We start from the raw sequence: 22,729 nt of genomic DNA, 5'->3' as shown, positions 1-22,729 counted from the left end.
GCTTGCCCGTATTCCGGCCGCTGTCCCCTCACTGAAAGGAAACCAGAATGAATCGCCGAACCCTCATCTCAGCCCTGGGCGCCGCCGGGTTCCTGCCATCAATTGCGCGGGCCCAGCCCGCCACCGCGCTGAACCTCGCGGCGCTGGAGGTCCGGCACGGCGGGCGGATCGGACTCTGCGCCGACGACGGCGACCGGCGCGTCGCCTGGCGTGCGGACGAGCGCTTCGCCTATTGCTCGACATTCAAGCTGTTTCTCGCGGCCTGCGTTCTCGAACGCGTGCAGCGCGGTCTCGAGACGCTCGATCGTCCGATAGCGATCTCCCGGGGCGACATGGTGGCGCACGCGCCGGTCACCGAGCCGGCGGTGGGCTCGACCTTGACAGTGGAGCGGCTCTGCAAGGCGGCGGTCGAAGTCAGCGACAATCCCGCGGCCAATATCCTGATCCGCGAGATGGGCGGCATCGAGGCGTGGCGGGCCTGGTACAGGTCGATCGGCGATCGGCTCACGCGCGTCGATCGACTGGAGACCGATCTCAATACCGCGCTGCCGGACGATCCGCGCGATACCACCACGCCGGCTCAGTACGTCGACAACCTGAAGACCGTCCTGCAGGGCACGCGCCTGTCGCCCGATCATCTCCGGCTGCTGACCAAGTGGATGATCGACACGCCCACCGGCGCGGGCCGCATCAAGGCGGGCGTGCCGTCGGGCTCGCGCGTCGCGCACAAGACCGGGACCGGAGCCCGGGCGACGCACAACGACATCGGCATCGTCTGGCCACCCGGCGGCGGCGCACCGATCCGCATCGTGGTCTACTTCACCGGTGCGAAGAACGCCTCGACGGCACAGATCGACGCGGTCCTCGCCGAGGCGACGCGCGCGAGCCTGCGGGTGCTGGGGCGTGCTTCCTAGACCGCCCCGCGCAGCCTGGGATCGAGCAGGTCGCGGATGCCGTCGCCCAGCAGGTTGAAGGCGAGCACGGTGAGCGTGATCGCGGCGCCGGGGAAGAAGACCAACCACCACGGCGGCACCAGGCCGGCGTTCAGCGCATCGGCCAGCATGTTGCCCCAGGTCGGATTCGGCGGCGGGATACCGACGCCGAGGAAGCCGAGCGAGGCCTCGATGACGATGGCGACGCCCAGATGCGTCGTGGCCAGGATCAGGTAGGGCGCCACGCATTGCGGCAGGATGTGGCGGAACATCAGGCGCGCGTGGGAGGCACCCAGCCCGCGCGCCGCCTCGACGTACTGCATCTCCTTCAGCGACAGCACGACGGACCGGATGACGCGGCCGCCGAAGGGTATTCGCGTGATGGCGATGGCGACGATCACCGTGCCCAGCCCGCCGCCGAGCGCCATGGCGATGGCCATCGCCAATATGAGATCGGGGAAGGATTGCAGGAACTCGATGATGCGCTGGCTGATCATGTCGAAGCGGCCGCCGAAATAGCCGCAGGCCAGGCCCCACAGCGCACCCAGCGTCGTGCCGAACAGCACGGCGCCGACCGCCACGGTGAGCGAGGTCTGGCTGCCATGGATCACGCGCGAGAGCGTGTCGCGGCCGACCTGGTCGGTGCCGAACCAGTGCGCCTCGCCGGGCGGCTTCTGCATGGCGCGGAAGTTCGATTGCAGCGGCGGGTGCGGGGCCACGATATCGGCGCTGATCGATATCAGCACGATCAGGGCCGCGACCACGCCCCAGAAGGCCGAGATCGGCGAGCGGCGCGCCAGCGTGATGACGCCGCTCAGGATCGAGCGCCGGCGCGGCGCGGCCGCGGCGGGCGCGTTGGGGTCGGCCGAGGTCACGGTCATCGGTAGCGGATCCTCGGATCGAGCAGGGCTATGGTCACGTCGACCGCGATGTTGATCGCCACGAAGACCACGGCGTAGAGGAACACCAGGTTCTGCATGACGAAGACATCGCGCTCGCTGACGGCCTGGAACATCGAGTTGCCCAGGCCCGGCGTGCCGAAGGCGCGCTCGACCGGGATCGAGCCGGCCAGCACGAGTCCCAGCAGCACGCCCGACAGCGTGATGACCGGCAGCAGCGCGTTGGGCAGCGCGTGGAGCGCGATCACCAGCCTGTTGTTCAGTCCCTTGGCGCGCGCGGTGCGCACGTAGTCCTCGCGGATCACCTCGAGCAGGGCCGAGCGGCCCATGCGCGCGATATAGGCGGCCTGGCCCAGGCCGAGCACCACGGCCGGGCCGATCACCAGCTGGAAGTTGGCGAGCGGATCGGCGAACAGCGAGGCGCCGGCCATCGGCGCGCGGTAGCCGAACCAGAACAGCAGCGCCAGCACGATCAGCATGCCGACCCAGAAGCCGGGCACCGCGAGGAACAGGATGCTGAAGAAGCGCACGACGCCGTCGGCGACGCTGTTGGGCTTCCGCGCGCTGACGATGGCAACCGGGATGCCGACGATCCACGAGATGAGGACCGAGAGGATCGCGATCTCGGCCGTGAGGGCGCCGCGCCTGACGATCATCTCGGCGACGCTCTCGGAGCGGAAGAAGGAGCGGCCGAAATCGCCGGCGATGATGGCCTTGACCCAGTCGAGGTACTGCACCCAGAGCGGATCGCTCAGGCCCAGTTCGGCCATGTAGTGCGCGCGCTGCGCCTCGGTCAGCTTGCTCATGCCCTCGGGGCCGAAGATCGCCACCAGCGGGTCGCCCGGCAGGATGCGCATGATCACGAAGACGATGATCGACACGAAGAGCACGGTCACCGCGCCAAATGCCAGACGCCGCGCGATGTAGCTATACATCTACCTTCCCCCGGTGGGGCAGGGCGTTCGCATATGCCGTCTTCCTCCCTCTCCCCGCCTGCGGGGAGAGGGTTGGGTTGAGGGGCCGCAAGGAGTGGCGCACCGCCATCGTGCGCAACCCCAATCTACCCCTCACCCCGACCCTCTCCCCGCAGGCGGGGAGAGGGAGAGATAGCACTCGACCACGCATGACGTCGCCTCCCGCAGGCGTCTGTACTCGTTCTTGCCGGCCATCATGCCTGCCTTGCCGGGGAAGGCAAGCTGCGCCGATTGTCAGGCGCCGCCGCGCGGCCCTATCCTTCGGCCAAAGTCGGAGGAAACGGAGGACGCGGCATGACCCAGCCGGCGCTGGCCGTGGATTACGGCCCCGAGGAAGCGGCCATGCAGGCCTACCTGAAGGCGGGCGAGACGCGAGCCTTCGCGCTGGGCAATCGCGGGCCGATCCGCCTCGCAGCCGACGGCAAGCTCGATCCGGCGATTATCGACGCCTATTGGCGCTGCGGCTTCTACGTCTTCGAGGGCGTGCTGAAGGAAGACGAGCTCGCCGACATCGAGGCCGACTTCCGGGATATCCTAGATCGCCTGCCGAGCGAGAAGGGCTCGCCGGTCGACGCCAAGGGCCGGCCGGCGCTGGCCGCCGACTGCGAGGCGCCGAACCTCCTGTGGTCGAAGCCGCTGGGCGATCCCTTCGGCGGCACCACGCTGGCCAACGGGCGGCATCCCGCCAAGATGTTCGAGCCTAGGGCCGCCGCCGACGCGCCGAAGGAGATCGTCTATCTCATCCTGGGCTCGCTGCAGTTCTCCGAAGCCCATCTGCGCGTCTACGGCCATCCGCAGCTGCTGGCCGTGGCCGCGGCGATCAACGGTCCCGACTTCACGCCGTTCAACGAGGCGATCTTCATCAAGGAGCCGGGGCTGGGCGCCTCGGTCGCCTGGCATCGCGATGGCGTGACGCACTGGGACCATCCCGAATGGGACCAGGGCACGCACGGCTTCAACTTCATGGCCCAGCTCTATGGCTGCACGCCGGCCAACGGCGTGTGGGTGATCCCCGGCTCGCACAAGCTCAACAAGGTCGACATCAAGGCCATGATGGCGAAGGCCGGCAGCGATCGGCTGCCCGACGCGGTGCCGATCATCTGCAAGCCCGGCGACGTGGCGATCACCAATCGGCAGGCCGTGCACGGCTCCTTCGCCAACACCAGCAAGGACTGGCGCGTCACGCTGAACTTCGGCTTCCATCGCCGCAGATCTGTGCTCGACGTGCGGGGCGGCGGCATCCACGCCAAGCCGACGGTCTATGACGCGGGCCATATCCGCGAGCGCTCGAAGATGCTGGGCTACGCCATCGACGCGCGCCGCCAGCGCTTCCCGCACGAGACGCCCTTCGCCTACCAGCCGCATGTGCAGTCGGGCGAGCGCTACACCTGGGACGCGGCAGCGAAGGCCTCGATCAAGGACTACAACCTGCTCGACATCAGCATCTGAGGAGAACCATGACCGACGTGCAGATCCTGGCCACCGGCCTGGGCTTTCCCGAGGGGCCGGTGGCGATGCCCGACGGCTCGGTGATCGTCACGGAAATCCGCAACCAGCGCTGCTCGCGCGTGACGCCCGACGGCAAGGTCTCGCTGTTCTCCGCCGCCGGCGGCGGGCCCAACGGGCTGGCGGTCGGCCCCGACGGCGCGCTCTATCTCTGCAACAACGGCGGCAGCCGCTACGTCGAAGGCGTCTCGATGGGACAGGGGCCGCATCCCGACTATGTGGGCGGCTCGATCCAGCGAATCGAGCGCGACACGGGCGTCGCCAGGCTGCTCTACAGCGACTGCGACGGCCACAAGCTGTCGGCGCCCAACGACCTGGTGTTCGACAGGGCGGGCGGCTTCTACTTCACCGACCTCGGCAAGCGCTACGCGCGCCATCGCGATCACGGCGGGCTGTACTACGCGCAGCCCGACGGCTCGAAGATCGCCTGTCTCGCCTATCCGATCCTCAGTCCCAATGGCTGCGGACTCTCGCCCGACGAGAAGACCCTCTACGTCGCCGACACCGAGGGCGCGCGGCTGTGGGCCTTCGACATCGAGGCGCCCGGCGTCGTGCGCAAGCCCTCGGGCCACGCGCCGCATGGCGGGCGCATGATCATGGGCCTGCCCGGCAAGGCGCGCTTCGACAGCCTCGCCGTCATGGCCAGCGGCAACATCTGCGTCGCCACGCTGACCACCGGCTTCATCACCGAGATCTCGCCCAAGGGCGAGATCGTGCGCGCGGTCAAGATGCCGGACATCTATCCCACCAACATCTGCTTCGGCGGCCCCGACATGAAGACGGCGTACATCACGCTGTCGGACCAGGGCCAGCTCGGCGTCATGCAATGGCCGGAGCCCGGCCTGAAGCTGAACTACAACTGATCCTTGCCTTCCCCCTCCGGGGGAAGGGAAAGCGAAGACAAGAGGAGACAGCCATGGCCGGCAGCGGACAGATGATCATCGACCTCGATGCCCGGCGCATGGCGGCGATGGGCAGCAAGGACATCGCGACGCTCCGGGAGCTGATCGCCGACGACCTGATCTACACCCATTCCTCGGCGCGCATCGACACCAAGGCGAGCCTCATCGGCAACATGGAGTCGGGCGCCACCGTCTACTCCGCCGTCGAGCCGTCGGAGGTGGTGGCGCAGGATCTCGGCAGCGCCGTGGTGCTGACCGGCAAGGCGCAGATCAAGGTGACGTCCAACGGCACGCCCAACGCCTTCGCCATCCGCTTCATGCTGGCCTACGCCAACCGCGACGGCAAATGGCAGATGACCACCTGGCAGTCGACACGCCTGCCGGCGTAGAGTTCCTGTCATTCCGAGCGCAGCGAGGAATCCAGTCGATCTCGCTGGATTCCTCGCTGCGCTCGGAATGACAGCGTGATGGTGGAGCCCGAACATGCTGCTCGAAACCCTGCTGCCGCTGGGCAAGGTCGACCCCGGACTGCGCGCACCGGAGATCCCGCTCGATCTGCACAGCATCGCCGCGCAGGCCGCGCTGCTGGAGGAGCTCGGCTATGACGGGCTGGTGGTCGAGGAGACCAAGGACGACCCGTTCATCCTGCTGGCGCTGGCGGCGCAGAGCACGAAGAGGCTGAAGCTCGGCACCTCGGTGGCCATCGCCTTTCCGCGCAGCCCGACGGTGATGGCGATGAGCGCCTGGACCCTGCAGAAGCTGTCGCGCGGGCGCCACGTGCTGGGCCTGGGCACGCAGGTGCGCGCCCATATCGAGCGGCGCTTCGGCATGAAGGCCTCGCCCGCCGGCCCGTGGATCCGCGAATACGTGCGCGCGGTGCGCGCGGTGTGGGACCACTGGCAGAACGGCACGAAGCTCGACGTGCAGGGCGAGCACTACACCATCAACCTGATGGTGCCGCTGTTCAATCCCGGCCCGATCGAGCATCCCGACATCCCGATCCACATCGCCGCGGTGAACTCGATCATGAGCCGTATCTGCGGCGAGGTCGCCGACGGCGTGCGCGCCCATCCGGTGTGCACGCCCTCGTATATCGAGCAGGTAATGCTGCCGGCGATCCGCGAAGGCGCCCAGCGCACGGGCCGATCGCTGGACAATTTCCAGGTCTGCATGAAGCCGCTGGTGGTGACCGCCGCCACCGAGGCCGAGCTGGCGCCCAGGGTGGAGGATGCGCGCGCCCGCATCTCCTTCTACGCCTCCACGCCGCAATACCGCGCCGCCTTCGAGCATCTCGGCCTCGGCGATCTCGCCGACAAACTCAAGCTGCTCTCGCGCGCCCAGCGCTGGGAGGAGATGGCGCAGCACATCAGCGACGACGTGCTGCACAACTACGTCACCGTCGCCACCTACGACCAGATCGCCAGGAAGCTCGCCGAGCGTTACGGCAAGGTGGTGACGCATTGCGAGTTCTCGATCGCGGTGAAGAGCGCGAGGGACAAGGACATCCTGCGCGGCCTGGCGCAGGACATCCAGGGACGCAGCCTGGAGCCGGTGCGACGCACGATCCTCGGGAGGGCCGCGTGATGAAGCTTGGACGCCTGGGTGTATGGTATCCGACCGACCGGCTCGACGGGCCGGGCCTGCGCGCGCTGATGCGCACGGTCGAGGGCAACGGCTACGCGGCCTTCTGGTACCCGGAGTCGCGCGGCTACGAATCGATGTCGCTGGCCGACTTCCTGCTGGGCGCCAGCGAGAAGCTGGTGATCGGCAGCTCGATCGCCAACATCTACGCCCGCGACGCCTTCACCGCGCGCCGTGCCACGGTGTCGCTCAACGCGCTGCACGGCGATCGATTCATCCTGGGCCTCGGCGTCAGCCACATCCCGATGGTCGAGGGCCTGCGCGGCCATCGCTACGACAAGCCGCTGGGCGCCATGCGCGCCTATCTCGAGGGCATCAACAAGGACGGCGAGGGCCAGCCGGTGGTGGTCGCCGCGCTCGGGCCCAAGATGCTGGCGCTGAGCGGCGAGAAGTCGATGGGCGCCGTGCCCTACAACGTCACGCCCAAGCACACGGCGCAGGCCGCGAAGATCCTCGGCGCGGGCAAGATCCTCGCCGTCGAGCAGAAGGTCACGATCGAGACCGATCCGGCGAAGGCGAGGGCGTTGGGCCGCAAGGAACTGGCGCGCTACATGGTGCTGCCCAACTACCGCAACAACTGGCTGCGCGAGGGCTTCACCGAGGACGACCTGTCGAACGGCGGCAGCGACCGCTTCATCGACGCCATGTGCCTGTGGGGCGACGCCGAGACCATCAAGCACGGCCTGCGCGCCCACTTCACCGCCGGCGCGACGCATGTCTGCGTGCAGCCGGTGCACGACGAGGGCGACTTCGCGGCGCGCGATCGGATGCTGAAGGCGCTGGCGGATACCTGATCGCCTGTGCGCGGTCCACATGAGGTTCAACCGGGGGCGGCGTCAACGCGCCGGCCACTGGCGCGTCTTTCTTGCCTATATCTTCAGGCGGTCGCCAAGTACTCTTTCAACTTCGTCCCTGTCCCATATCTCCTTGACGCCGTTGGCTCGGATCTCGATGCCCCGCAGGAGGTCGTCGAAGGGAGGGGGAAGGGCGAATGTGATATCAACCATCCATTCGCTGTAGCCGTTTCTGAGCACATCTTGAATGGCGGTGATCACGTCCCTCGTCAGGAACTCGGCTCGGCAGATGTATACCCAGTGTTCGCGCGGGAATGTTTCACCTTTCATCAGGGCGAAGTCGCCAGTATGGCGATTTGCTTCTCCCTCGGTCCCGAGCGCGGCCAGCGCCGCCCTCAGGCGCTCGCGCAAGGCCAGCCAGTCAGCGTGAGCCGTGTCTTTCCGGTCCTGGCCTTCGTACACAGACCACTCATCCGCCCGTCCTGCCCATCCGAGGAAATAGTTACCCATCGGTTGTATGAAGGAGCCACCATGTTGCCAGAAACGGATGGCTGCGGCCCACCCATCTGGTCTTTCGGGAATAGTGGCTCGGATTTCTGCCGCCATGAGGCGGCATACGGCCACAATTTCGTCAGTGGTGAGCATGCGAGCGAGCCGGAGAGAGAACAACTGCGTACCATCCACCTTCCCCAGCGCACCCACGCCGCCGATATCTGGAGAAACCAGGCGAAGTTCTCGCGCCATCTGATCTTCATCTTGGGCATTCGTCATCACGTCACCTATTGAATCCGGGGAGTATTGTCATTCTTCGGCTCAAATCTTCCTATGTTCTTTAAAAACTCTTTGGCTTCGGCACTGCCCCGCTCTCGTACCATTTCTATCACTTCGTCGAAGCATTTTTTGGCCTCGATTTCGTCCATGTTCTCGATGTCAGCCTGGCTCTTACCTGCCAGGTAGATCTTCAACGCTTCTCCAACGGCCTCATTGTACTTGCTGTGCAGCGTACCCCAATGCTGACTCTTCGGAATCAGGATCAACTGCTTGTCGAAGAATTTCTTGGCCCCCGGTCCGAACGGAATGCTGTCCGGACCGTTGGGCTTCCACCATTGCCGAGGGAAGTGATGATGCAGCTCCCAACGCTCCCGGCCGTAGATCCTGAGGGCCTCGCTCAGGTTGTCTGAAGTTACGATGAGTGGGCCAGGCTCAATCTGGGGAATGTTCTCCAATCGCGACGGTAGCTGTGGAGGATCGAGCTCGGGTCCCTTGAGAATCGATGGCTCTTGCGGAAGGGGAATGATCCCCGGCAGCGGAGGAACATGCGGCGCTGGCGAGAAGCCCGGCAATGGCTTCACGGGTGGCGCGGGCGTGATGCGCGGGGCCAGCACGAAAGAGTTGCCCGGTTCCGGGCTCCTCTCCACCTCGGAGACATTGGGCGCCGGCGTCGCTTTGTCGGATGACCGGCCGTCGGCTGGCGGCGGAAGCGTTGGCGTGGTCGAGCGAGTCGGCGGCGTGGAGTCCTGATCGACCTTCAGGCCAATCGCGATGCCTCTCCAGAGCAGCCAGAGAAGCTGGAGCAGATCGATCGCCTGCCGTTCCATGCGTCGTGGCACCGGCAGCCTGGCCGGGTGGATTGGCGAATCAAGCTGCGGATTGAACGGGAACTTGATGGCGTGAACCGCCGCCGTCGAAGGCAACGTTCGCTGCAGCATCTCCCGGATGGTGTCGTCGTCGGGATGCTTGCCGTTGATCCTGCGCCAGGTGTCGATCTCGTCGACCAGCTCGGCGCGGTAGTTGGTTGCGACATCGTCGGGCGTGTCTACCGGCAGCATCTTGTTGGCGAGCTGCAGGCCGCGCTTGATGGCGTGGATCTCGTCCTCGGTCGCAGGGTCGTTGCGCCGGAGGCCGGCTTGCAGATCGCGGAAGCGCTGCCATTGCGGGAGCGGGTGGTGCGCAATGGACAGCACCAGATCACGGCGCGCGAAGACGCTCGGCGCCTCCGTCATCTGTGTCGCCAGCTCGTCGACCAGCGCAGGGTTCGCCGCCGGCTCGGTGCCTGCCGCGTTGTGGTCGAGGCGTGTCTCGATCGCCTGGCGGCGTTCGGGGTCGAGCGCCACCCAGTCACGCAGCGGGATTTGGGATGGGTCGGTCAGGCCGTCCTTCAGCACGCGTGCCAGCACCTGCTCGGCCTGCGCGCGGGCGCGCGCCTCGGCCGCCGCGGCGGCGGCGTGCAGGCTGCGGACGGCGGCGGCGCGCACGGCGGGCTCGGCGATGGCGTCGGCCTGCTGCAGCTGCCACGTCAGCGTCGGGGCCTGGCCGTCCGGCGGCGTGCTGTTCAGGATCTCGGCACTGGCCCGCTGCGCGCGCTGGCGCGTCTGTGCCTCGGCGAGCAACGCATCCAGTGCGGCGCGATCGGGCGCCTCGATATGCTGGTCGTAGCGCATGCGCAGGGATTGGGCGCGTTCGGGATCGCGCTCGACCGCCGCTTCGATCGCCGATGCCAGCGTGCGGCTGGTCTCACGCGACAGCGCGGCCTCGGTCAGCGCCGAGTCCCAGACGTGGCGCTCGGCCTTTTCGCGCACCTCCGCGCGGACCGTGCCCAGCGCGCGGCGCAGCAGGGCGTCGTCGCTCCAGTGCAGCGCGGCATCGGCCTGCATCAGCGCGATGCGGCGCTCGCCGGCCGCGTCGTGCCAGCGCTGCCGTTCGGTGGCGCCGTGTTGCTCGACCACGGTGCTGAAGCTCGCCAGCCGGCGCTCGTTGAGCTGGCGCAGCATGTGATGCTGGTCGTCGTTGGCCGTCGCCGCCAGCTCGCGGTCCTGCGCCGCGCGGTAGGCCTCGAGCACCGCGGGCGCCTGCGTCAGCGCGTCCTGGCCCTGGCGGTTGAGGTGGCCGGTCCGCGGATCGAAGAGCAGCGCCTGTTCGGTCTCGCTCAGCCGCGTGTCGGCGGCCTTGACCACGGCCTCGTTGTCGGGGGCGAGGTGGTGGGCGGCGGTCGTGGCGATGGCGGCCACGCCCTCGGCGGCCTGCAGGCCGAATTGCGTCAGCGGCGAGGGGCCGAACTTGCCGACGCTGGCGTCGACGTCGATGTAGCCGCCACCGGGCACCGGCGACGTGCTGGTGTCGAGCGGCTTGTACGGCTCGATCTTGATTCGGCCCGCCACGCTGGCCGATACCTAGCGCGGTGCGAACTCAGGGGATCTGGAATGCGCGCGCATGATGTGCTCGAGTTCCCGCGGACCATTCCGGCAAGAGAGGATAAAAGGCCGCAACCGGTATCGGTCCCCGACCCCATGGTCGGCGCGCGCATGACCTGCGAACCAGCTCGATAGTCGACGTACCCGATTGGATGGTCCCGTTCTACTTCCCTTCCCAAAGGTCGCGCTGGAGTGTTCGGCAACTGGGGCGATCAGCCCTAAATCTTCAGACGATCGCCGAGGACCTTCCTTAAGTGCTCTCTGTCCCAGTACTCCACAATCTCGTCGACCCGAATTTCGATCCCATCGAGAGGAACTCCTTCGACACTCGGCGATAAGAAGAGCCGCACTTCAACGGACCAATCTGGGTGGCTGGACCCAAGTAACTCCTGAATACTTTCAACTAGCGATGCAGTCAGGAGTTCAATCCTGCTGATGCTTACCGTCAGTTTGGGAAGACCATTATCCTGATCGCGTAAGAAGAAAGGTTCTTCCTCTCCATCGCGTTTCTCTCCGGCGTGGGAGGCCAGAAGTTCGCTCAGGCGCCGGAATAAATTCTGCCAATCAGTGTGGTCAGTCGGTGGCTCGGAGAATCTCCACTCATCGTCATGGCCTGACCATCCAAGAAAGTAGATGCCCATTGGGTCACCGAATATGCGCTCGACAAGGATGGCTACTGCCCATCCATCCGACTTTTCTGGAATCGCTGCGCGAATGATCGGCGCTACTTCCCTGCACCTCGAAACCACTTCGGCATGTGTCAGCAGGCGCTTCGGAAGAAGGAAAACGTGTCGCATGCCGTTCTCGTCCTCTGTCTTGCCGACCGAGACGCGAGCAAAGTCTGGCGAGAGTCGTGTACGGAGGTGTGTCTCCAGTTCCGCCAAGTGATCGTCTTTGGTCATTGTATATTCCCTCGCATCAGGCGCATGGTTGTAACTCTAGATGCGCTCTCAAGCATCTTACTGAGGTGATCTTGGACAAAGGGGTCTGGATTGCTTGTCACTACAGCGTCATAGAGTTCTTCGGCTTGCTCTCTCGTCATTGTTTGAGGTGTGATACCCCTCTTCACAATGTCGGGTCTTTTCAGATACTCATTCAAAGCGATTCCGATGCGTTCATTGTACTTGGAATGATCCCTGTTCCAGTGTTCGTTTCTCATGACTTCAATGATTTTACTGTCGAAGAAGTTTCTTGCTGCCAGCGAGAAGGGAAATGGGGCCCTTCTCTCGGGATTCCACCATTGCTGTGGAAAGGAATGATGTCGATTTGTGTCAAGCGGGGCAACGGAGGCGCGTCTCCGTGGTGGTTGGTTGTGGCCGACTGATCCGGCGGGAACTTGCCCGAGAAATTGCCAACCTGGTACAATTTCACTTTCGGAGGACGGTCGGTTGTGTCTTCCGGTCGGCTCGCCGGTGTTGACGCCAGGAGCCGGTCGTCCGTAGTCGTTCACCCTCGGGCGGACCGTCGCAGTGGTTTGACCTCTGCCGAGGCTGCCGAGAATTGATTGGAGCGTGGCGCCGCGAAGCTCTTGTTGACGAATCGCCTCGTAGTCACGGGACCGCAAAGCGATTCCGTGATGCTGGAAGAACTGGTGTATTCTCGCATAGGCTTCTGCCTGTTGATTTATGCGAGTAATGTCTTGGCGCGAGGGTACCCAGTGCGGACCCTGGAACTCTGTGTAGTCGCGATTGTATTGCCGAACCCGCCAAAGCCCTTGACTGTACTGATCGAATCTTGACCTTTGCTGAAGAGTCAGAAAGCGGCCCCGTGCCGGAGGACGGCCCATTCCGGACTGCAGCAGTTGATAGTCTATCGGCGGAAGCTCGACGCGACGGAGCATTGCGGCGATGTCAGCATCGTCGGGACTCTTGCCGGAGAGGCGACGCCAAGTACCGATCTCGTCGACCAGCTCGGCGCGGTAGTTGGTTGCGACATCGTCGGGCGTGTCTGCCGGCAGCATCTTGTTGGCGAGCTGCAGGCCGCGCTTGATGGCGCGGATCTCGTCCTCGGTCGCAGGGTCGTTGCGCCGGAGGCCGGCTTGCAGATCGCGGAAGCGCTGCCATTGCGGGAGCGGGTGGTGCGCAATGGACAGCACCAGATCACGGCGCGCGAAGACGCTCGGCGCCTCCGTCATCTGTGTCGCCAGCTCGTCGATCAGCGCAGGGTTCGCCGCCGGCTCGGTGCCTGCCGCGTTGTGGTCGAGGCGTGTCTCGATCGCCTGGCGGCGTTCGGGGTCGAGCGCCACCCATTCGCGCAGCGGGATTTGGGATGGGTCGGTCAGGCCGTCCTTCAGCACGCGTGCCAGCACCTGCTCGGCCTGCGCACGTGCACGCCCTTCGGCCGCCGCGGCGGCGGCGTGCAGGCTGCGGACGGCGGCGGCGCGCACGGCGGGCTCGGCGATGGATTCGGCCTGCTGCAGCTGCCACGTCAGCGTCGGGGCCTGGCCGTCCGGCGGCGTGCTGTTCAGGATCTCGGCACTGGCCCGCTGCGCGCGCTGGCGCGTCTGTGCCTCGGCGAGCAACGCATCCAGTGCGGCGCGATCGGGCGCCTCGATATGCTGGTCGTAGCGCATGCGCAGGGATTGGGCGCGTTCGGGATCGCGCTCGACCGCCGCTTCGATCGCCGATGCCAGCGTGCGGCTGGTCTCACGCGACAGCGTGGCCTCGGTCAGCGCCGAGTCCCATGGGTGGCGCTCGGCCTTTTCGCGCACCTCCGCGCGGACCGTGCCCAGTGCGCGGCGCAGCAGGGCGTCGTCGCTCCAGTGTAGCGCGGCATCGGCCCGCATCAGCGCGATGCGGCGATCGCCGGCCGCGTCGTGCCAGCGCTGCCGTTCGGCGGCGGCGTGGCGCTCGACCACGGTGCTGAAGCTCGCCAGCCGGCGCTCGTTGAGCTGGCGCAGCATGTGATGCTGGTCGTCGTTGGCCGTCGCCGCCAGCTCGCGGTCCTGCGCCGCGCGGTAGGCCTCGAGCACCGCGGGTGCCTGCGTCAGCGCGTCCTGGCCCTGGCGGTTGAGGTGGCCGGTCCGCGGATCGAAGAGCAGCGCCTGTTCGGTCTCGCTCAGCCGCGTGTCGGCGGCCTTGACCACGGCCTCGTTGTCGGGGGCGAGGTGGTGGGTGGCCGTCGTGGCGATGGCGGCCACGCCCTCGGCGGCCTGCAGGCCGAATTGCGTCAGCGGCGAGGGGCCGAACTTGCCGACGCTGGCGTCGACGTCGATGTAGCCGCCACCGGGCACCGGCGACGTGCTGGTGTCGAGCGGCTTGTACGGCTCGATCTTGATTCGGCCCGCCATTAGCGGACCACGCGTGCGATGGACATCCGAATCCCTTTCAACGGCCAACGGTTCGTCGTGCCATTGCGAGGGAGTCTAGGAGGGAGGGTGCGGAGCCCCTATTTCCACCCCTAGCTGTGTCGGAGTGAGGTCTAAGTGCCTGCCAGCAATGCGTTTTATCGGGTTCTTATCGGTGCGGCAGCACAGGCATTTCCGGTGCTTAGAGCAGGTCGGCCACTGCCGTCCGGTACCGCCGCATCGCGTTGACATGCTCCGCCATCGTGCGGCCCTCCATGCGCTTGTGATGGTAGCCGCCGAAGGTGTTGTGCAGCACGACGTGGGTGACGCCGGCTTTCTTCCAGAACTTGATCTCCTCGCGCCATTCGGCCTCGGCGCCGGTGCCGGTCGAGGTCCAGACCTCGAGGCCGACGGATTTGGGATCGCGGCCGACGGCCTCGAGCTTGCGGCGCAACTTGTCGAACTCGGCGATTGCGGCGTCGCCCGGCGGATGGGCCAGCATCATCCAGCCGTCGCCGTACCTGGCGATGCGGTCGAGGGTGACGTCCATGTGGCCGCCGAACCACAGCGGGATCGAGCGCCTGGGCGGCAGCGGGTTGATGCCGGAATCCTCGATGGTGTGGTACCTGCCCTTGAAGCTGATGTAGGGCTCGGCCCACAGCTTCTTCATCAGGATGACCTGCTCCTCCGAGCGCTTGCCCCTGTTGTGGAAGTTCTCGTTCAGGCCGACGAACTCGAGCTCGTTCCAGCCGACGCCGACGCCGAAGCGGAAGCGACCGCCGGCCAGCACGTCGAGGCTGGCGGCCTGCTTGGCGACCAGCGCCGTCTGGCGCTGCGCCAGGATCAGCACCTGGGTCGACAGCTCGACCTTCTGCGTGCACGCCGCGATGAAGCCGAAGGCGACGAAGGGGTCGTGGAACAGGCCGAGCCCGGCGGCGCGCGTCGGCTTGGGGCCCTTCGGGTTACCGCCCAGTACGTGGTCGGCCAGCGTGAGTCCGTCATAGCCCTCGGCCTCGGCCAGCTGGCAGAACTCGCGCACGACGGGGCCGTCGCCGCCGATATCGCCGAACGGAAGGGCAAGACCGAGTTGCATGGGGGTTCCCCGACTTTGTCTGGTTGCTGCGGTGCCGTCAGTCTATAGATTTCGGCGCCAGACCATAGCGGGGAGGGCGGTGGCGTGCTCAAGCTCGGATACAAGGCGTCGGCGGAACAGTTCGCCCCGCGTCAGCTTCTCGACTTCTCCGTGCTGGCCGAGGAGATGGGCTTCGAATCCGTCTTCATCAGTGACCATTTCCAGCCCTGGAAGCACATCGACGGGCACGCGCCGTTCTCGCTGACCTGGCTGGGCGCGCTGGGCGCGCGCACATCGAAGGTGGTCATGGGCACCTCGGTGCTGACGCCGACCTTCCGCTATCATCCCTCGATCGTGGCGCAGGCCTTCGGCACCATGGGCGCGATGTTCCCGGATCGCGTCGTGCTGGGCATCGGCACCGGCGAGTCGCTCAACGAGGTGCCCTCGACCGGCCAGGCCTGGCCCGAGTTCAAGGAGCGCTTCGCGCGCCTGCGCGAATCGGTGAACCTGATCCGCACGCTATGGAGCCAGGAGCGGGTGACCTTCGAGGGCCAGTACTACAAGACCGAGAACGCCACCATCTACGACCGGCCCGACACGCCGGTGCCGATCTACGTCGCCGCCGCCGGCGCGCTGGTGGCGAAATACGCCGGACGCTCGGGCGACGGCTTCATCTGCACCTCGGGCAAGAAGCGCGAGCTCTACACCGAGACCCTGCTGCCCAACGTGGCCGCCGGCATCGCCGCGGCAAGCGACAGCAAGAAGCCCTACGACCACATGATCGAGGTCAAGGTCTCCTTCGACACCGACACCGAGCGCGCGCTGCACGACACGCGGCACTGGGCGGCGCTGGCGCTGACCTCGGAGGAGAAGATGTCGGTCGAGGATCCGGTGGAGATGCAGCGCCTGGCCGAGGCCCTGCCGCTGGAGCGCGCCGCCAGCCGATGGATCGTGTCCAACGATCCCGACGAGCATGTCGAGCGTGTCGGCTATTATGTCGGCCTGGGATTCCGCCATCTCGTGTTCCACGCACCCGGCCCCGATCAGGCGCGCTTCATCCGGCTCTATGGCGAGAACGTGCTGCCGCGCCTGCGCAAGAAGTTCGGCTGACCGGCCACATGGCGTCCACCAGCGGCATCGAGATCCGCGCGCTTCAGGGCATCCCGATGGTGCGCGCGGGCGACGATCTCGTGTCGATCATCGCCGACGGCCTGGCGCGCGCCGGGCTGACGCCGCGCGACGGCGACGTGCTCGTGGTGGCGCAGAAGGTCGTGTCCAAGGCCGAGGGCCGCAGCGTCGATCTCGCGAGCGTCGTGCCGTCGGCCGAAGCGGTGAAGCTGGCCGAGGAAGTCCAGAAGGATCCGCGCCTCGTGCACCTGATCCTGGACGAGTCGGTGCGCGTGGTGCGTTCCAGGCCCAACGTGCTAATCGTCGAGCATCGCCTTGGCTTCGTCATGGCCAATGCCGGCATCGACCAGTCCAACGTCGCCGGCCCCGATGGTCCGCAGATGGCGCTGCTGCTGCCGGTCGATCCCGATGGCAGCGCGGAACGACTGCGCGCGGCGCTGTCGCGGCGCTTCGCCGCGAAGCTGGCGGTGATCGTCAACGACAGCTTCGGCCGCGCCTGGCGCCGCGGCACCTGCGGCGTGGCGGTGGGCGCGGCCGGCCTGCCGTCGCTGATGGACCTGCGCGGCAATCCGGATCTCTTCGGCCGCACTTTGCAGGTCAGCATCACCGGCCACGCCGACGAGATCGCCGCCGCCGCCTCGCTGGTGCAGGGCCAGGGCGCCGAGGGTCAGCCCGTGGTGCTGGTGCGCGGGCTGAGCTGGAGCGGCCCCGACAACAGCGCGCACGAGCTGGTGCGCCCGGCGTCCGAGGACATGTTCCGATGAGCTCCTCCGTCATCCTGAGCGCAGCGAAGGATCCAGCGGTGGTGCGAGTGGGCGAGACCGCGGGGTCCTTCGCTGCGCTCAGGACGACGTCGTGATCATCGCGCTGTCCGGCGGGGTCGGCGGCGCCAAGCTGGCGCTGGGGCTGAGCCGCGTGCTGCCACCGGCCGGGCTCACGGTGATCGCCAATACCGGCGACGATTTCGAGCATCTCGGGCTCAGCATCTGTCCCGACATCGACACGCTGACCTACGCGCTGGCCGGCATCGACAATCCGGCCACCGGCTGGGGACGGCGCGACGAGACGTGGTCGTTCATGGAGAGCGTCAAGGCGCTGGGCGGCGAGGACTGGTTCCGCCTGGGCGACCGCGACCTCGCCGTGCATGTCGAGCGCACGCGCCGCCTGCGATCGGGCGAGACGCTCTCGCGCATCACCGCCGACTTCGCGGCCAGGCTCGGCATCGGCGCGAACATCCTGCCGATGAGCGACGATCGGGTGCGCACGCGCGTGCTGGGCGAGCAGGGCTGGATCGATTTCCAGGACTATTTCGTGCGCCAGCAGTGCCGGCCGGCGGTGCGCGCGCTGAGCTTCGAGGGCGCGCCGGCATCGAGGCCGGCGCCGGGCGTGGTCGAGGCGCTGCGCGCCGCCCATGCCATCGTCATCTGCCCGTCCAACCCGTTCATCAGCATCGAGCCGATCCTCGCCGTGCCCGGCATCCGCGAGGCCATCACGCAGAGCAAGGCGCCGGTCGTGGCGGTGTCGCCGATCATCGGCGGTAAGGCGGTGAAGGGGCCGACGGCGAAGATGATGGCCGAGCTCGGCATGGAGGCGACGGCGCTCGGCGTCGCCCGGCGCTACGGCGACATGCTGCAGGGCTACGTCGTCGAGCACGAGGACGCCGCCGGTGTCGCCGGCATCGCCGCTCGCGTGACGGCGGCGAAGACGCTGATGCTGAGCCTCGAGGATCGCGAGGCGCTGGCGCGCGTCGTGCTCGACGCGGCGGAATCGCTGCGGCGATGAGCGACATCTGGGCGGTCATTCCGGTCAAGGAGTTCGAGGGCGCCAAGCACCGGCTGTCGCCGCTGCTGACGCCCGGGCAGCGCCGCCTGCTCGCCGAGACCATGCTCGCCGACGTGCTCGAGGCGGTGGCCGGCGCGAAGAGCCTGGCCGGCGTCATGCTGATCACGCTCGAGCCGATCGCGCGGGCGATGGCGGGGCGCATCGGCGCGCGGGTCGAGGCGGAGGGGGCGCGCGCGGGCCATACGGGAAGCGTCGCGGCCGGCCTGCGCATCCTCGCGCGCGAGGGCAAGGGCGGCTTCATGACCATGCCGGGCGACATCCCCGCGGTGCGGGCGGCGGAGATCGACGCGATCCTGGCGGCGCACAGGCCGGCGCCGTCCTTCACCATCTCCCCGGCGCACGACGATCTCGGCTCCAACGCCGTGGTCTGCTCGCCACCCGATTCGGTGCCGCTGCGCTTCGGCGAGAACTCCTACTTCCCGCATCTCGACGCGGCGCGCGCGCAGGGCATCGAGCCCACCATCCTGCGCCAGCCGGGCGTCGCCATGGATATCGACCATCCGGTCGACCTCGATACCTTCCTGCGCCTGCCGCAGTCGCACGGCACGCGCACGAGGATCCTGCTGGGACGGTTCGGCATCGCCCAGCGCCCGGCGGGCGCAAGGTGAGCCGCCGGCGCGGGTGGTGATAGCGCGTCGCGCGATGTAGGCTGGCAATATGAAGGGCCGGGGTCGTTTCTGGATCTCCCACCTGACGCTGATGCTGGTCATCGTCGGCGCAGCCTCGCACGGTTTTGCCTCGCAGTCGGCTCAGTGCATGCGGCTGTTGGGCCTCGGGTTCGCCGAAGGCACCGCGTTGAGCGCTCGCGGTACGCTGCCAACGTTGCGCGGCACGCGCCAAATCACCGATGCGCGCAAGTCGACGCCACCGGGCGGCAAGACCGGCGACGTCGATGCGCCGCCACCGGTGATCGCGGCAACGCGCCAGTCGGGCACGCAAGCGTCCGCGGTGGGGCCGGACCTCGGCCGCCGACCTTCCACATCCGCGCGCCAGACCCACCGTCCACGCGATCCACCTTTCCGGCTCTAGCAGTCTGCATCGGCGCGCACCTGTGCCCGCCATCGGCCAGGGCACAACGATGTCGCGCCGACGTTGCCGATCCCGAGATGCGAATCGCTCTGCGCGTCGCGAACCCTGTCGCGGCGCGTGAGGTCGCGGATCCCCACGAACGACTCCCTGCGGACGGTTTCGCATACCTTGGCCCCGTCTCCAGGCGGGACTCTCTCTCCCGAGGACTGGTGCATGCAGCACGACATGCCGTTGATCGCCACCATCGTCGCAGGCCTTGGGCTCGCCTTCGTCTTCGGCGCCATCGCCAACCGCCTGCGTGTGCCGCCACTGGTCGGCTATCTGGTGGCCGGCGTGCTGGTAGGGCCGTATACGCCCGGCTTCGTCGCCGACCAGGCGCTGGCGCCGGAACTGGCGGAAATCGGCGTGATCCTGCTGATGTTCGGTGTCGGCTTGCATTTCTCGCTCAAGGATCTGCTCTCGGTGCGCACCATCGCGGTGCCCGGCGCGCTTGCGCAGATCGCCGTCGCCACCGCGATGGGCGCATTGCTTGCCTGGGCGATGGGCTGGCCGCTGGCCACTGGCCTGGTCTTCGGCCTCGCGCTCTCCGTCGCCAGCACCGTGGTGCTGTTGCGCGCCCTGCAGGAGCGGCGCCTCGTCGAGACCGAGCGCGGCCGTATCGCCGTCGGCTGGCTGATCGTCGAGGACCTGGCCATGGTGATGGCGTTGGTGCTCTTGCCGGCGCTGGCCAGCGTGATGCAGGCTGGCGGCGGGGCCGCGGCGGCCGATCCGCTTGCCGCGCGTCTCGGCCTGGGCTTGTGGGGCGTGCTTGGCGTCACGATCGCGAAAGTCGTCGCCTTCGTCGCGCTGATGCTGATCGTCGGCCGGCGGATGATTCCCTGGGTCCTGCATTACGTCGCGCATACCGGCTCGCGCGAGCTCTTCCGGCTGGCCGTCCTGGCAATCGCATTGGGCGTGGCGTTCGGCGCCGCCAAGCTGTTCGGTGTGTCGCTGGCGCTGGGCGCTTTCTTCGCCGGTATGATCCTCAGTGAATCGGAACTCAGCCATCAGGCGGCGCAGGAATCGCTGCCCCTGCGTGATGCTTTTGCCGTCCTGTTCTTCGTCTCGGTAGGCATGCTGTTCGATCCCGCCAGCGTCGTGCGCGATCCGCTGCCGGTGCTGGCGGTGCTGTTCATCATCATTGTCGGTAAGTCGATCGCCGCATTCCTGATCGTGATCGCGTTTCGCCATTCGACCGGCACAGCCCTCACGATCTCCGCCAGCTTGGCGCAGATCGGCGAGTTCTCGTTCATCCTCGCCGAGCTCGGCGTCGGCCTGAAGCTGCTGCCGGAGCAGGGACGTGACCTGATCCTCGCCGGCGCGATTCTGTCGATCCTGTTCAACCCCGTCGCCTTCACCTCGGTGGGCAGGCTGCAGGGCTGGCTGGATAGGCGCAGGCCCCAGTCGGCCACGGTCACCGCGCCGGCGGCGCCCGTACCCGACGAGACGATTCTGGTGCCGACGTCGCTCAGTAACCACACAGTGCTGATCGGATACGGCCGCGTCGGTGGCTTGGTCGGCGAGGCCCTGCTCGAGGCGAAGCTGCCCTTTCTGGCGATCGAGGACGCCGATAAGAGGGTAGCGCAGCTGCACGAGAGCGGCGTCGAGCACATCGTCGGTAACGCCGCCAAGGCTGAGATTCTGGCCGCCGCCAACCTTGCCCACGCGCGCCGGCTGATCGTCGCCATCCCCAACGCCTTCGAGTCCGGCCAGATCGTCGAGCAGGCCCGGTCGGCCAACCCCTCGCTGGAAATCATCGCCCGCGCCCATTCGGATGCAGAGGTCGAGTATCTCGACAGGCTCGGTGCAAATACCGTGATCATGGGGGAGCGCGAGATCGCCCGCAGCATCGTCGAGGTTATCACGGCGGGTTCGCCCACCGCCTAAGTTTCAGCTAGGTCGTCGCTAGAGCTTTGAATTGGCTTGAGTTACAAGATACAGAAGATCGGGCAGCGACCTGAAAAGGTGTTGATTTTTCGTGAATCTTGTGTCAGAAAACCAACAAAGACAGGCAAGCGCTTATATTCAATCATTCATTTTCAGGCGCGATTCCGACGTGGATGGGCCGCCATGAGATTGGACATTGGTCATGACGGTTTTCACCTACGGCACCTCGAACGCCCCGACCTCGACCTACACCCTCACCGTCACCCGCTATGACGAGTCGGGCCAGGCGACGGGCGATTCGGTCACCGGAACCTGGACCAGCCTGCGCTCCCGCCTCGGCAACGGCAACAGCAACACCGCCGATACGCTGGTGATGACCGGCGGCAACGACCTGTTCGCCTGGGACGACTACACGACAAGCACGCCGGGCGGCGGGCTCAACGGCTCCACCGAGTACTACGCCTTCCAGAACAGCAGCCAGAGCCGGGCCATCGAGACCATCATCGCCGGCGCCGGCAGCGACCTGATCAACCTGACCTACGAGCACACCGGCCAGACCTACTGGCAATGGGACTCCGCCAGCGGCGGCGCCAACGCCACCATGTGGGTCTATGGCGGCGCGGGCGACGACATCATCTGGGGCCACAACCCCGGCGAGCGGCTCTATGGCGGCGATGGCGACGACTGGATCGACGGCGGCGCCGGCAACGACACGCTGTTCGGCGGCGCCGGCAACGATTCGCTGGTCGCCGGCCTGGGCAACGACACCCTCCATGGCGAGGACGGCCGCGACACCCTGGTCGGCACGCTGGGCGACAACCTGATGTATGGCGGCCTCGGCGACGACTGGGCCTTCGGCGGCAACGGCAACGACATCATCTACGGCGACGACGGCAACGACTTCATCAGCGTCACCGGCGGCACCAACACGCTCTACGGCGGCACGGGCAACGACTTCATACTCGGCGGCAGCGGCAGAGACACCATCTTCGGCGGCGCCAACAACGATGTGATCGACGGCGGAGCCGGCAACGACTACCTCGATGGCGGCCTCGGCGAGGACGCGTTGTGGGGCGGCGACGGCACCGACATCATCTATGGCGGCGGCGACACCGACTACATTTACGGCGGCGGCGGCAACGGCGACACGATGTACGGCGGCGACGGCGACGACTTCTACTATTTCGCGCGCGGCGACGGCACCGGCAACCGGATCTTCGATTCGGGCGGCACCAACACCATCGTCGTCTTCGGCGGCTTCGCCACGGAGGACACCGGCCAGTGGTGGATCCCCGGCACCGGCGTGTCCGACAACAACGGCGGCACGATCGGCGATGCGCTGGGCGGCAGCGGCTCGGGCGTGTCGGTCAGCTACGCCGCCGGCAACGTCTTCACGCTGAGCATCCTCGGCTCGGGCGCCGCCTCGATCACCGCCGACGCCGACGAGGTCCAGCGCATCATCCTCTGGAACTCCGACAACACGCTGCCCAACCAGACGCAGGAAGTCTTCGCCTGGAACGGCAGCCAGTTCGTGTTCATGGGGTACGAGGGGTAGCTTTACCTTCCCCCGGAGGGGGAAGGTGCCCGAAGGGCGGAAGGGGGATGTC

General features: G+C 67.0%; 20 protein-coding genes. 13 read left to right on the top strand and 7 right to left on the bottom strand.

Features of this window, described 5'->3' with window-relative positions; all coding sequences use genetic code 11:
- Positions 1-47 precede the first annotated feature (47 nt).
- A complete protein-coding gene (gene bla, locus KF889_27880; GenBank protein ID MBX3503282.1) occupies positions 48-914 on the top strand; it encodes a class A beta-lactamase in 867 nt (288 codons plus the stop codon).
- Here the strand turns inward: bla and KF889_27875 are convergent.
- Entirely contained in the window at positions 911-1,813 is a 903-nt protein-coding gene (locus tag KF889_27875) for an ABC transporter permease (protein ID MBX3503281.1), read from the bottom strand. The genes bla and KF889_27875 overlap by 4 nt on opposite strands.
- A complete protein-coding gene (locus KF889_27870) occupies positions 1,810-2,766 on the bottom strand; it encodes an ABC transporter permease (protein ID MBX3503280.1) in 957 nt (318 codons plus the stop codon). Before KF889_27870 ends, KF889_27875 begins: the two co-directional genes overlap by 4 nt.
- Before the next feature lie 333 nt (positions 2,767-3,099).
- Here KF889_27870 and KF889_27865 point away from each other — a divergent pair, with 333 nt between their 5' ends.
- The 5 genes from KF889_27865 to KF889_27845 all read left to right on the top strand — a co-directional run bounded on the left by KF889_27865 (position 3,100) and on the right by KF889_27845 (position 7,648).
- A complete protein-coding gene (locus KF889_27865) occupies positions 3,100-4,254 on the top strand; it encodes a phytanoyl-CoA dioxygenase family protein (GenBank protein MBX3503279.1) in 1,155 nt (384 codons plus the stop codon).
- 8 nt (positions 4,255-4,262) lie between these two features.
- Positions 4,263-5,174 carry an SMP-30/gluconolactonase/LRE family protein gene (locus tag KF889_27860; GenBank protein ID MBX3503278.1) on the top strand — a complete coding sequence of 304 codons (912 nt, stop codon included), beginning with the start codon at positions 4,263-4,265 and terminating at the stop codon, positions 5,172-5,174.
- Positions 5,175-5,227: 53 nt separating this feature from the next.
- Positions 5,228-5,602 (top strand): nuclear transport factor 2 family protein, encoded by a 375-nt coding sequence (locus tag KF889_27855; protein MBX3503277.1) that lies wholly within the window; start codon positions 5,228-5,230, stop codon positions 5,600-5,602.
- Positions 5,603-5,696: 94 nt separating this feature from the next.
- Entirely contained in the window at positions 5,697-6,797 is a 1,101-nt protein-coding gene (locus KF889_27850) for a TIGR03617 family F420-dependent LLM class oxidoreductase (protein MBX3503276.1), read from the top strand.
- Positions 6,797-7,648 (top strand): TIGR03620 family F420-dependent LLM class oxidoreductase, encoded by an 852-nt coding sequence (locus tag KF889_27845; protein ID MBX3503275.1) that lies wholly within the window; start codon positions 6,797-6,799, stop codon positions 7,646-7,648. Before KF889_27850 ends, KF889_27845 begins: the two co-directional genes overlap by 1 nt.
- Positions 7,649-7,723: 75 nt before the next feature.
- Here KF889_27845 and KF889_27840 read toward each other — a convergent pair whose 3' ends face one another.
- The 5 genes from KF889_27840 to KF889_27820 all read right to left on the bottom strand — a co-directional run bounded on the left by KF889_27840 (position 7,724) and on the right by KF889_27820 (position 15,218).
- Positions 7,724-8,419, bottom strand: coding sequence for a hypothetical protein (locus tag KF889_27840; protein MBX3503274.1), 696 nt, complete (start codon positions 8,417-8,419; stop codon positions 7,724-7,726).
- A gap of 8 nt (positions 8,420-8,427) precedes the next feature.
- Positions 8,428-10,806, bottom strand: a complete 2,379-nt coding sequence (locus KF889_27835) for a hypothetical protein (GenBank protein ID MBX3503273.1) — start codon at positions 10,804-10,806, stop codon at positions 8,428-8,430.
- A gap of 251 nt (positions 10,807-11,057) precedes the next feature.
- Positions 11,058-11,741: a hypothetical protein gene (locus KF889_27830; GenBank protein MBX3503272.1), complete on the bottom strand. Its 684-nt coding sequence runs from the start codon at positions 11,739-11,741 to the stop codon at positions 11,058-11,060.
- Positions 11,738-14,128, bottom strand: a complete 2,391-nt coding sequence (locus KF889_27825) for a hypothetical protein (protein MBX3503271.1) — start codon at positions 14,126-14,128, stop codon at positions 11,738-11,740. The genes KF889_27830 and KF889_27825 overlap by 4 nt, the downstream gene beginning before the upstream one ends.
- Positions 14,129-14,327: 199 nt before the next feature.
- Positions 14,328-15,218, bottom strand: coding sequence for an LLM class F420-dependent oxidoreductase (locus KF889_27820; GenBank protein ID MBX3503270.1), 891 nt, complete (start codon positions 15,216-15,218; stop codon positions 14,328-14,330).
- 84 nt (positions 15,219-15,302) lie between these two features.
- On the opposite strand from KF889_27820, the gene fgd reads away from it, so the two are divergent.
- The 7 genes from fgd to KF889_27785 all read left to right on the top strand — a co-directional run bounded on the left by fgd (position 15,303) and on the right by KF889_27785 (position 22,677).
- On the top strand, positions 15,303-16,307 hold the full coding sequence (gene fgd, locus KF889_27815) for a glucose-6-phosphate dehydrogenase (coenzyme-F420) (GenBank protein ID MBX3503269.1): 1,005 nt from the start codon (positions 15,303-15,305) through the stop codon (positions 16,305-16,307).
- Positions 16,308-16,315: 8 nt separating this feature from the next.
- Positions 16,316-17,089, top strand: coding sequence for a coenzyme F420-0:L-glutamate ligase (gene cofE, locus KF889_27810; GenBank protein MBX3503268.1), 774 nt, complete (start codon positions 16,316-16,318; stop codon positions 17,087-17,089).
- 91 nt (positions 17,090-17,180) lie between these two features.
- The gene (locus KF889_27805) at positions 17,181-18,107 is read left to right on the top strand and encodes a 2-phospho-L-lactate transferase (GenBank protein ID MBX3503267.1); all 927 of its coding nucleotides are present in this window, start codon (positions 17,181-17,183) and stop codon (positions 18,105-18,107) included.
- Positions 18,104-18,775, top strand: coding sequence for a 2-phospho-L-lactate guanylyltransferase (gene cofC / locus KF889_27800; GenBank protein MBX3503266.1), 672 nt, complete (start codon positions 18,104-18,106; stop codon positions 18,773-18,775). The genes KF889_27805 and cofC overlap by 4 nt, the downstream gene beginning before the upstream one ends.
- A gap of 49 nt (positions 18,776-18,824) precedes the next feature.
- Positions 18,825-19,196: a hypothetical protein gene (locus KF889_27795; protein ID MBX3503265.1), complete on the top strand. Its 372-nt coding sequence runs from the start codon at positions 18,825-18,827 to the stop codon at positions 19,194-19,196.
- Positions 19,197-19,409: 213 nt separating this feature from the next.
- Complete coding sequence (locus KF889_27790) at positions 19,410-21,122, top strand: Kef family K(+) transporter (protein MBX3503264.1); 1,713 nt, start codon at positions 19,410-19,412, stop codon at positions 21,120-21,122.
- Positions 21,123-21,324: 202 nt separating this feature from the next.
- Complete coding sequence (locus KF889_27785; GenBank protein MBX3503263.1) at positions 21,325-22,677, top strand: hypothetical protein; 1,353 nt, start codon at positions 21,325-21,327, stop codon at positions 22,675-22,677.
- Positions 22,678-22,729 lie beyond the last annotated feature (52 nt).

The sequence above is a fragment of the Alphaproteobacteria bacterium genome (genome assembly GCA_019635875.1).
Taxonomy (GTDB): Bacteria; Pseudomonadota; Alphaproteobacteria; order Reyranellales; family Reyranellaceae; genus JAFAZJ01.
The sequence above is the reverse complement of the archived record's forward strand: the minus strand, read 5'-3'. Positions and strand labels throughout refer to the sequence as shown.